Raw genomic sequence first — 11879 nt, 5'->3', positions numbered from 1 at the left:
TAGCAGCAACCGCACCATGTACCACAGCAGCAACGGCTCAGGTAGTGGTAAGCGAGCAGGCTTTACCAAATGCGGGAACTAACGGAACACTCACCATCTGTGCAGGAAGCACAGTAACATCGGCACAGTTATTTGCAGCCTTAGGCGGAAGTCCAGCTACCGGCGGAACTTGGTCACCAGCATTAGGCGGCGCTAATACCTATACATATACAGTAGCAGCAACCGCACCATGTACCACAGCAGCAACAGCTCAGGTAGTGGTGACTGATAAATCATGCATAGCACCGGTAGCAGTTGATGATACGGAGGTGGGTATTGTAGGGACCCCTGTATCAATTAATGTTACAACTAACGATTTTGATCCAGATGGTACTATTGCTGTTAATTCTGTAAATCTTGTAACAGCCGGCGCAATAGATACAAATGGAGATGGCTTTAATGATACTTTGGTTGTTCCTGGTGAAGGAACATGGACAGTATCGACAACGGGTATTTTGACATTTACTCCTGAAGCAGGATTTACAGGAAGCCCAACAGCTATTAACTACACTATTGAAGATAATGAAGGTAATGTATCAAATGTAGCAACTGTAACCGTAAATATGCAAGTAGATACGGATGGAGATGGTATTGTAGACAGTATAGATGTAGATGACGATAATGATGGGATTCCAGATACAGCAGAAGGAACTGGAGATACTGACGGTGATGGTGTTCCTGATTATTTAGATTTAGATAGTGACAATGACGGTATACTGGATGTAGATGAAGGTGGAAATGGAGCATTAGACACGAATGGCGATGGAGTAATTGATGCTAATGACACTGGATATACAGATACAAATGGTGATGGTCAGGCCGATGGTTCGGTAGATACTAATGAAGAGCCAGATACTGACGGTGATGGTGTTCCTGATTACAAAGATCTCGATAGTGATAATGACGGAATTAATGATGTCATTGAAGATGAAAATATTGATGCTAACAATGACGGAATAGCAGATGGTGTTGATAGTGATGGAGATGGAATTGTTGATAGTGTTGATGCAGACGATGCTAATTTTGGAGAAGGAGCAAATGGTGAGCCAGACAATACAGATAGCGATGGTGATGGTGTTCCTGATTATCAAGATTTAGATAGTGATGATGACGGTATTAATGATGTTGTTGAAGGAGGTAATTCGGATGCTGATGGTAATGGTCATGTAGATGGTCCGGATACCGATGGAGATGGTATTTTGGATGTTGTTGATGAAGATGCTTCCAATTTCGGTGATACAGGGAACTCTGATTCAAATGATACAGATCCTACTGATGCTACGAGTGGAGGTTCAGGGCCTGTTGGAGATTCAGGAACTGATGCTGATGGTGATGGTATTGCTGATAGTGAAGATGGATTGAATGGATTTGGTGATGCTGGAACGGATACAGATGGAGATGGCATTGTTGATAGTGTAGATGTAGATGACGACAATGATGGTATACCAGATACTGATGAAGGAACAGGAGATACTGATGGTGATGGAATTCCTGATTACTTAGATTTAGATAGTGATAATGATGGAATACTCGATGTTGATGAAGGAGGTAACGGAGCATTAGATACGAATGGTGATGGTGTGATTGACGCTAATGATACCGGGTATACAGACACAAATGGTGATGGTCAGGCAGATGGTTCGGTAGACGCTAATGAAGAACCAGATACTGACGGTGACGGTGTACCTGATTACAAAGATTTAGATAGTGATAACGATGGTATTAATGACGTTATAGAAGACGAAAATACTGACGCTAATAACGACGGTGTTGCCGATGGTGTTGATAGCGATGGAGATGGAATTGTGGACAGTGTTGATGCTGATGATTCTAATTTTGGTGAGGGAGCTAATGGCGAGCCGGATAATACGGATAGTGATGGAGATGGCGTTCCTGATTATCAAGATTTAGATAGTGATGATGACGGTGTTAATGACGTTGTTGAAGGTGGTAATTCGGATGTAGATGGTAATGGACATGTTGACGGTCCAGATTCTGATGGGGACGGAATTTTAGATGAAGTAGATGAAGATGCTGCTAATTTTGGAGATTCAGGAAATTCTGATTCGAATGATTCCGATCCAACAGATCCAACTAGTGGAGGAACTGGTACCGTTGGAGATTCTGGTTCTGATGCGGATGGCGATGGAATTGCAGACAGTGAAGATGAATTAGATGGATTTGGTGATGCTGTCGATTTGGATACTTGTGTTATCGTATACAACGAATTTAGCCCGAATGGCGATGGTGTGAACGATACTTTGCAGATTGATTGTATAGAGCATTTCCCTGAAAATTCTATTGAAATATTTAATAGATGGGGGAACACCGTGTACAAAGGTCGAGGGTACAACAATAAAGATGTTGTTTTTGCTGGATTATCTGAAGGTAGAGCGAGTATTAATGTGGATAGTAAATTACCAGTTGGAACATATTTTTATATCTTAGACCTAGGAAATGGAACCCCAGTTAAGAAGGGATGGATTTATTTAAATAGATAAACCGCATAAAAAACCAAATATGAAATTGTTATCTCCTTGGATATTGATTTTGTGCATAAGTGTCAGTACGTTGGCCTATGCACAACAAGATCCTCAATTTACCCAATATATGTATAATACGATGATTGTGAATCCGGCCTATGCGGGCTCGAGAGGACACGGAGTATTTACGGCATTGGCACGAACTCAGTGGGTGGGCTTTGAAGGTGCACCAGAAACACAAACCCTTAGTTATGATACTCCCTTAGGAGTTTCTGGATTAGGATTAGGGATCAATGTAATGAATGATAAGATTGGTCCATCACACGAAATTTATTTCGATGCAAATATGTCCTATGCCATAGAAACTGGCTATGACGGTAACTTAGCATTTGGATTGCGATTGGGAGGAAGAGTGCTCAATATTGATTGGTCCAAAGGACGTTTAGTCGATGATGAAACCTTGTTTGACAATAATATCAACGGCCGATTTTTACCCACAGTAGGGGCGGGAATTTATTATTACACTCCAGAATGGTATCTGGGAATATCAGTTCCTAATTTTTTGAGATCAGAACACTACGATCAAAATTTAGAAGCTAAAACCTTAACAGCGGTGGAGCGCATGCACTTTTTTATGATTGCGGGCTATGTATTTCAGTTAGGGGAAGATGTTAAATTAAAGCCAGCAGCCCTTGTAAAAGCAGTATCTGGAGCTCCAGTGTCAATTGATTTGTCAGCTAATGTATTGTTTAGCGACAGATATAGAGCTGGATTGGGTTGGAGATGGGGCGATTCTATTAGTGCCTTGCTTGGTATTCAGGTGTCGAATGCTCTTATGATTGGATATGCTTATGATTTAACCACATCCAATTACAATGTAATTAATTCAGGTACTCATGAAGTTTTTGTTCGTTACGAACTCGTTCAGGAGTATAAATATAGATCACCAAGATTTTTCTAAAGTTATTTTAATGAAATTAAAAAAACACTTTTTATTGTTTTTAGGTATTGTATCTGGTGTCGCTAGTGCCCAAAGTAGGAGAGTGGCGGATAGGTATTTCGAAGAGTTTTCATACGTCAATGCAGCCGAGTTATACGAGGCTATAGTTACTGAAAAAAAAGATAGTTCATATCATGTTTTAAGTAGGCTAGCAGATTCTTATTACAACAACTCTAACATAGAAAATGCGGTGCAGTGGTACGCGTTAATGGCAGAAAAGTATCCAGAGCAGTTAAGTGATCAGAATCTTTTTAGGTATGCGCAAAGTTTACGAGGAGTAGGTAAGTATAAAAAGTCGGATTCCCTTTTCCTTGCACTGGCTTCCAAAGAAGGAGCTTTACAGAGAGATTTAGTAGTTAAGGATGAAGATTATTTACTCGATTTGACGAATACCGAAGACAAGAGAATTGGTGTACGCAATTTAGCACTGAATACCCCGTATTCTGACTATGGAGGTTTTATTCTTAATGGAAAGGTGTATTTTGCCTCGGCATCACCGCAGTCAGATAAAAAACAGCGTTTGTACAAGTGGAATAAACAGCCATTTTTAAATATATACAGTGCCGATGAGCGTATTGAGGCCCTCGAAAATGATCGAGATACAGTTTTGGAAATGTATAATAAAATCAAGTTTGAACATCCTATTAGTACGGAGTACCACGAAGGGAAACCCGTTTTTACTAAAGATGGTAAAACGATTTATTTTACGAGAAACAACTTCGATGGTAAACGTGTAAGTAAGGATAAAAAATATACGGTGAACCTTAAAATTTACAGTGCTCAGATGATGAATGGTATGTGGATTAATGTAAAGGAATTGCCTTTTAATAGTGATGAGTATTCCGTTGGGCATCCCGCATTAAGCCCCGATGAGAAGTTTCTGTATTTTGTTTCCAATATGCCAGGAGGCTACGGAGGGTCCGATTTGTATAGAGTCGCTATAGATGAACAGGGTAATTTTAGTACTCCTGTTAATTTAGGGCCTACTATCAATACTCCTGATGGTGAAAAGTTTCCTTTTGTCGGAGCTGATAATACCCTTTACTTTTCATCGAATGGTCACGTTGGATTAGGACTGATGGATGTTTTTCAGTCTAAAATTGTCAAAGATACTTTGTATTCAAAAGTGATGAACCTAGGAGCGCCATTTAATAGTAAGAAAGATGATTTTGCATTCTATATAGATGATAAAGGAAAAAAGGGCTTTTTCTCATCAAACAGACCCAGAGGAAAAGGAGATGATGATATTTATAGTTTTTACATTTATGAAGATGTGTGTACGCAAACCATTAAAGGGACTGTTGTTGATAATACATCAGGAGCGCACATTTCAGATGCTGTAGTTAAACTATACGATACTTCTGGGAATTTGGTATTAGAAACTATTTCAGACGCTCTAGGAAGCTATGCATTTGAAAGTATGCCTTGTGAGATGCAATTTGTTATTAAGGCGAGTAAATTTGATCATAGACCCGATCAAGTAGCTATCCAGACAACTAAAGAGTCGAAGAAAGAGGTGGTCTCTAAGTTGCAATTGACACCACTGATCGTAGGAAATCAGATTGTTATTAATCCAATTTATTTTGACTTTAATCAAGCTGTCATCAGGAGCGATGCGGAGTACGAATTGGAGAATATTGTAACGGTAATGAAAAATCACCCTGAAATTGTCATTAAAATTGAAGCTCATACGGACAGTAGAGGTAACGATGCATACAACAAACGACTTTCTGATAAGCGAGCCAAAGCAACGAGAGACTACTTGTATTCTAGAGGTATCGATAGATCGAGAATTGCAAGTGCCATTGGCTATGGTGAAGAGCAGTTATTAAATAATTGTAATAACAAAAACCAATCAAAATGTACCGAAAAGGAACATCAGGTAAATCGTAGATCCTATTTTTATATTGTGCGTGGTAAGGAGTTCATTAAAGTAAAACAGCAGGCCGAGAAAATTAAAGTTAGAAGAAGGTTGAGTAAGAAAAATAGCTATTTACTTTTCTTGAAAAATAATTTTAAAGGAGGCAAGTACAAAAATGAAAAGTGCTTTACTAAAGATAAAGAGAAATGTGGAACGGATGCCTTAGACCATTAGGCAATTCATTAAGTTATAAAAGAGAAAACTCCGATAATTTGTTAATTATCGGAGTTTTTTAAATTAAATCATAGTTTCTTTCTCTCAGTTCCTTACGAGAGCCATACAGGAATATAGCTCTGGTTTATTGGCCGTGAATTCTGTCAGCCAAATGGTCAATTCACTTATTTCATGAGGTAAAAGCCTTGTTAATGCTTTCTTCAATTCCTTACAAAACAAGTCTGAATTAAAACTAACTTTTTTCAAGATAGTTTTAGTGTAATCATACATAGCTCTTGCCATATTGGGGATATTGGTTATATAATTAGTAATCGTAATTTACGAAAAAATATTATCTCCGGCGTGTTAAAATTAGTCTAAAAAAAAAAGCCAGTCGTTAAACTGGCTTTTCTCTTATAGGTTGTTTAATTTATCAACCAAGCTTTTTGCTTTTTCTTCAAGTTCTTTACTGATTCCTTTGAAGTGAAGCTTTTTGTTTTCGATGTTTTTGGCATTTACCTTATCCAATAACGCATCAAAAGTAGCGAAAGCCTCTTCAATAATAGCTTCAGATTTGCTAACGTCTTCATTTGGGTTCTCTATTGCCCAAACGTCACATTCTCCGACAATATCTCCTAATGTATAGTTAATATCTTTCTTTAAGTTTTTAATACTTGCCATAATAAAAATTTTTGCAAATTTAAGTGTTTTTATTCTGATTACTACTATATTTTGCGTAGTATTCCTGTTGTTTTTATAAACGCATATTTACAGTAATGCTGTGATTTCAGTAATGTTATTAAGCGTAGGATATTGAACATCTGCTGGCGTTTTTTTCACTTCTTCAAATTGCCAAGTCGTGTGGAAAGGAACATGGATGGCGGAACCACCGATACTTAAGATGGGTAATACATCTGATTTTAATGAATTCCCTATCATTAAAAAGGCTTCTGGAGCAATGTCTAAGTGATTTAGGAGCTTTTGATAGTCGTTTTCTTTTTTCTCGCTCATTACTTCAATGTGATGGAAGTAGTGGAGTAATCCTGATTTTGCCAGTTTCTTTTCTTGGTCCAACAAATCTCCTTTAGTAGCTACAATGAGTTTGTATTGGTCTTTAAGTGCTTCTAGCACGGTGATGACACCTTCTAGTAATACCACTGGTTTTTCTAGCATATCTTTACCTATTTCTAAGATCTGATTTAGGATTTTAGGCGGTAATTGTTGGTTTGATAGTTCAAGTGCACATTCTATCATCGATAGGGTAAAGCCTTTGATCCCGTAACCGTAGAGTGGTAAATTACGAATTTCTGCTTTGAACAGCTCTTGGTGTATTTTGTTTTCTGTTTCATAAGCAGAAAGTAAAGAAGCAAATTGATTTTCTGCTTCTCGAAAGTAAGTTTCATTCACCCATAAAGTATCATCTGCATCGAAGGCGATAACTTTAATTTTTTCTTTATTAATCATGTTGCTGAATGTAATGTTGCGCTTTTTCTAAATCTTCAGGTGTATCGATTCCAATACTTTCTACTTCGGTTTCAATCATCTTAATTTTTTTTCCTGCTTCCAAATAGCGTATGCATTCTATTTTTTCCGCTGCTTCTAACGGCGTCATTGGAGTGTGATAAAAATTGAGTAGTGCTTCTTTTCTAAAGGCGTATACTCCTTTGTGTTTGTAGTACTTGGTGTTTAACTCCTTTGCTCTAGGGTAGGGTATTACGCTACGTGAGAAGTAGATAGCAAAGCCATTGGAATCCGTGATTACCTTAACATTGTTTGGATTTTCAATAGCATCAATGTCCGTTATTTGTACTTTTAAGGATGCCAAATCGATTTGACGTTCTGGATCCTCATGAAAAACATCAATTAATTTACGAAGTGATACTGTATCAATAAATGGTTCATCACCTTGTACGTTAACAACGATATCTACGTTTAAATCAGTAACTGCTTCTGCAATTCTGTCAGATCCGCATTCGTGTTCTTTGGTACTCATCATAACGTCGCCATTAACAGTTTCTATGGCTGTTTTGATTACTTCTGAATCTGTAACTACGTATACCTTATCAAATAACTTAGCTTGTAGTGCTGCCTCGTAGGTACGTACAATAACGGGTTTCCCACCAAGGTCTTTCATTAATTTTCCTGGAAATCTACTGGCATTATAGCGGGCCGGAATCATTGCGATTATGTTCATGGGTATGAAATTATTCGTTATTCAAATATACTAGTTTAATTCTGCATTTAAGGCATAAAAAAAACCAGGAGTGATGACTCCTGGTTTTTCAATCCATTAAAAAATGAATGTCTTAATCGTTTAATCGGAAGTTAATAGGTAACGTATACTGAACGTTTGCTGCTTGTCCTCCGTGTTTTCCAGGGATGAACTTAGGTAACTTCGCTACCATTCTCTTCGCTTCTTGTTCTAATAATTGTCCGTTACGCGGTCCTCTCATTTTGATGTTTTTAACTTCACCTTCTTTGGTGATAACGAAAGTAACCCAAACTTTTCCTTCTATATTTTCTCTTGCAGCTGCTGCAGGGTAGTTAAAGTTACGTTGGATATGACTAATCATACGCTCATTGAAACAGTTTAACTTTTCAAAATCTGAAGCATTTTCACATGCTGTAAATTGAGGAATAGTCTGTACTTTGTTAAACTTCACTACATCTGTTATGATTGCTTCTTTCACTGCAGGAGCAGCTTTTCTTACAATTCTTCTAGGTGCCGCTGATGCCTTTTTAGTTGCTTTATTTCCAGTTGATCCTGGAACTTTAAAGTAAATTGGAATACCGTACTTTACTTTTACAACTTTTCCGTGGTGCTTTCCAGGATTGAATTTAGGTAAGCTGGTTACTAAACGTCTAGCTTCCTTTTCTAATAATTCTCCTCCTTTAGGACCTCTCATTCTGATATCTTCAACATCTCCTAATTCGTTGATGGTGAATTGTACCAAAACTCTACCTTCGATCCCTTTACTTAAAGCCTCTTGTGGATAGCTAAAGTTTTTCATGATGTGTTTTGACATGCTTTCCTCAAAACACTTCGCTTGTTTGATTAAAGGTTGGTTCTCACATTTTGAGAACAATGGAATTTCTTCTACTAAGTTGAATGGAATTTTTTGCAACGTATTTGCAGACTCTTCTAATTCTAGTTTACCTACGAGTAAAGATGTTTTCTTTACATCAGCAACTTGATGAGAACTAGTCGATCCTCCTAGCGCGACCGCTGATTTGTTTTTGCGAACAACTCTCCTTCTGGTCGATACTTCAATTGATACCTGCTTTTTAGCATTACCATTGGCATCTTTCACTTCCTCAACAGCACATTTAGTGATACTGTTTGGATCAGCAATACCCTCTTCCGGAGTAGCGCAGTGTTCCTGTGCTATTGCTGTAAATGAAAACAGCATAGCTAAAATTAACAAGGGGAATCTCATCATAATCTTGCTTAATTTAGGGGTTAATAATTTAGTTTACTTTGTAAACGTACTAAAAACAATTTTGATAAACAAAAAAAAATAACAGTTAATTTACATTAATTACAAAAAATTAATAGCTGCTTTTAATTTTTCCGTTTTTCGTCGTTTTTAATACGAATCTTCATTTATTTAGACGCAAAAATATATAAAAAGTTACAATTAAAACAAGTATTTGTCTAAAAATAAGCTGTTTATCCGGTTTTGGAACCTCGTTTATGATAGGGAAAACAAGACAGCCCCCAGTTATAATGGGGGCTGTCGGTATATTGATTAAAAATATTTTTTTTTAAATATTTTTTGGAAGTTTAAAGATAATTGGAAGTGCGTATTTAACGAGCACCTTTTTTCCGTCGTGAGTTCCTGGTATGAATTTCGGTAACTTTGAAATTAATCGCTCAGCTTCTGCTTTTAAAATGTCGCTGTTTTCAGGACCTTTTTTCTTTATATCTATTACATTTCCGTCTTTGTCAATGGTAAATTGAACTAGAATTTTACCTTCTTGCTTTTTAGTCAAGGCCTCTTTGGGGTAACTAAAGTTGTTAGCGATGTGTTTTGCCATTTGCTTTTCAAAACATTTGTTTTGTTTAACCAATGGAGAATTCTCACATTTAGAAAATAATGGAATTTGATCAACTAAGTAAAACGGAATTTTTCTCAAAACAGCCAATTTGTTAGTGGCGTTTTTTACTTTGTCTACTTCCGCTTGTTGCGTATCTAGTTTCGATACTTGGTTAACGTCATTTGAACTTAAAGATGTTCCATTGACTACTTTTTTTCGTTTGATTCGCGTGCGTAGCTTTTTACCTTCTATTTGGTTCAAAGCATCTTCTACGTCCTTTACAGAACATTTGGTAATAGAGTTTGGATCATCAACTGTATCGGCTTCACAAGTTTCTTGAGCAAACACGCTTGTCAGTGCGAAAAATAAGGCCACCGTTAAAGAAAGGGGACGTCTCATAACAGATTAAATTTTAAAGGGTTTGGTTCAAAGTTGCGAAAATATAATTAAATAGTCAAGCGAATGTTATTCTAATGTTAAGTTAATAGGGAAAACGTAGGTAACTTGTACCGGGAGTCCATTTATTTTCCCAGGTTGGATTTCAGGAAGTTTTGCTAGGGTCTTTTTAATTTCTCGATCGAGTAAGCTGCTCTTTTTACTGCTTAGTATTTCGATGTTCGTCGCCTTTCCTGTAATGCTAATATCGAATTTGATAAGGACCTTTCCTGAAATTTCATCTTCGGCAATGCTTTCTGGATCGAAGTACTTTGCAAAGTGTTTTTGAAGTTGATTTTTAAAACACTTTGATTTCAACTTTTTCGATTCATGTGCACAGGTTGCCGGAAACTTCGGTAGCTCATCCGCAAGATTAAAGAGGATGGTGGTCGTTTTTAGTTTATTGGAAACGGTGTTGTAGTTCACGATGGTCTTGTCTACAGACGAATCCAAATTCATATCCGAATTTAGGGCTTTCGGATTGGTTTTAAATCGTTTGGTGATTCGTTGACGAGTGGCGCGTTTGCGAGCAATTTTTCGAGTGTTTTTCGCGCTGTTCTTTGTGTCTTTATCCTCAGTAATATCACATTTGTTGAGTGATATGCTGTTGGGATCCACTGATGTTTCATCAGGATTGTTACAAACTTTCTGCGCCATCAGCGCAGTTGTTGTAAAAACGAGTGCTAATAAGGTTGTAATTTGTGCTTTCATATTTCCGAGGGTTTACCGTTGTAAAGTTCTTTCTTTTTATCAGCTTAGCCCTTAAGGAAATGTCATGAGTGCATTAATTGTAGTTTGAGTTAATGTTAGGAAGGTTAATTTAATGTAAGTAAAAAGGGCTTCCATTTGGAAGCCCTTTGTGATTATTTTACGTTCATTAATTCAACGTCAAAAATAAGAGTTGCATTAGGAGGAATTACACCACCAGCACCTCTTGCTCCATAGGCTAGGTCAGAAGGTATGACGAAACGAGCTTTATCTCCAACTTGTAACAATTGGATTCCTTCGTCCCATCCCGCAATAACTTGTCCAACACCAACAGCGAAATCAATTGGTTGCTTGCGTTTGTATGACGAGTCAAATACAGTTCCGTCTAAAAGTTGTCCTTTGTAGTGTACAGAAACCATAGCCCCCTTAGTAGCTTGCTTACCTTCACCTTTCTGTAATACTTTATAGCGAAGACCACTTGGAGTCTCATCGTATCCAGCAGCTACTTGATCAAGTAGTTCTTGTTGTTTTGCTTTTTCTTCAGCAAGGCGCTTTTCACGAGCTCCTTCGAAGCTGCGAAATGCTTCAACAGCATTAAAGGCTTCAGCTTCTGATCCTACGCGAATAATTTCAAGGTTCATTTCATCATCTTGCTCCACAGCATCAACAACGCTTTGTCCTTCAACGACACTTCCGAATACCGTGTGCTTACCGTCTAACCACGGAGTAGCTACATGGGTAATAAAGAATTGAGAACCGTTCGTTCCAGGACCAGCATTGGCCATAGAAAGTTTTCCAGGAGCATCGTGCTTAAGTTCTGGATGAATTTCATCGTCGAATTGGTATCCTGGACTTCCAGTTCCTGTTCCTTGTGGGCATCCACCTTGGATCATAAAGTCAGCGATAACTCGGTGAAATTTTAATCCGTTATAATAAGGAGTACCTTGTGGTTTTGCAGAGTTTTCTAAATTTCCTTCTGCTAAGGCAACGAAGTTACCAACAGTACCTGGAGTTTTTTCGTATTCTAAATTCACTAAGATATCTCCTTTAGGAGTGGTGAATTTTGCATAGATTCCGTTATTCATTTGTTTAAATTTTTCTA

The 11879-nt window shown here is 37.6% G+C and carries 11 protein-coding genes; 3 read left to right on the top strand and 8 right to left on the bottom strand.

From position 1 onward, the window contains the following. The 3 genes from ACXAG7_RS07930 to ACXAG7_RS07920 all read left to right on the top strand — a co-directional run. Window positions 1-2540 (top strand): T9SS type B sorting domain-containing protein (locus ACXAG7_RS07930; protein ID WP_476666539.1); only part of this gene is annotated, 2540 nt, incomplete at its 5' end. A 19-nt stretch (window positions 2541-2559) separates the two neighbouring features. Continuing rightward, window positions 2560-3483, top strand: a complete 924-nt coding sequence (locus ACXAG7_RS07925) for a PorP/SprF family type IX secretion system membrane protein (RefSeq protein WP_476666538.1) — start codon at window positions 2560-2562, stop codon at window positions 3481-3483. Window positions 3484-3493: 10 nt separating this feature from the next. Beyond that, complete coding sequence (locus tag ACXAG7_RS07920) at window positions 3494-5617, top strand: OmpA family protein (protein ID WP_476666537.1); 2124 nt, start codon at window positions 3494-3496, stop codon at window positions 5615-5617. Window positions 5618-5701: 84 nt separating this feature from the next. On the opposite strand, the gene ACXAG7_RS07915 is transcribed toward ACXAG7_RS07920, so the two are convergent. The 8 genes from ACXAG7_RS07915 to ACXAG7_RS07880 form a co-directional block, all read right to left on the bottom strand. Further along, entirely contained in the window at window positions 5702-5899 is a 198-nt protein-coding gene (locus ACXAG7_RS07915; protein ID WP_408043130.1) for a hypothetical protein, read from the bottom strand. A 111-nt stretch (window positions 5900-6010) separates the two neighbouring features. Then, a complete protein-coding gene (locus ACXAG7_RS07910) occupies window positions 6011-6277 on the bottom strand; it encodes a hypothetical protein (protein WP_408043131.1) in 267 nt (88 codons plus the stop codon). Between the two features lie 87 nt (window positions 6278-6364). Next, window positions 6365-7060 (bottom strand): HAD family hydrolase, encoded by a 696-nt coding sequence (locus ACXAG7_RS07905; RefSeq protein WP_408043132.1) that lies wholly within the window; start codon window positions 7058-7060, stop codon window positions 6365-6367. Beyond that, the gene (gene kdsB, locus ACXAG7_RS07900) at window positions 7053-7790 is read right to left on the bottom strand and encodes a 3-deoxy-manno-octulosonate cytidylyltransferase (protein WP_476666536.1); all 738 of its coding nucleotides are present in this window, start codon (window positions 7788-7790) and stop codon (window positions 7053-7055) included. The genes ACXAG7_RS07905 and kdsB overlap by 8 nt, the downstream gene beginning before the upstream one ends. 112 nt (window positions 7791-7902) lie before the next feature. Then, window positions 7903-9036 (bottom strand): energy transducer TonB, encoded by a 1134-nt coding sequence (locus tag ACXAG7_RS07895; protein WP_476666535.1) that lies wholly within the window; start codon window positions 9034-9036, stop codon window positions 7903-7905. 325 nt (window positions 9037-9361) lie between these two features. After that, a complete protein-coding gene (locus ACXAG7_RS07890; RefSeq protein WP_476666534.1) occupies window positions 9362-10033 on the bottom strand; it encodes an energy transducer TonB in 672 nt (223 codons plus the stop codon). Window positions 10034-10099: 66 nt separating this feature from the next. Beyond that, window positions 10100-10780, bottom strand: coding sequence for an energy transducer TonB (locus ACXAG7_RS07885; protein WP_476666533.1), 681 nt, complete (start codon window positions 10778-10780; stop codon window positions 10100-10102). A gap of 152 nt (window positions 10781-10932) precedes the next feature. Further along, window positions 10933-11862, bottom strand: coding sequence for a peptidylprolyl isomerase (locus tag ACXAG7_RS07880; RefSeq protein WP_408043137.1), 930 nt, complete (start codon window positions 11860-11862; stop codon window positions 10933-10935). Window positions 11863-11879: the final 17 nt, after the last annotated feature.

Source organism: Tenacibaculum sp. AWR4_210, from assembly GCF_056160945.1.
This window is presented reverse-complemented; position numbering and strand designations above follow the sequence as displayed.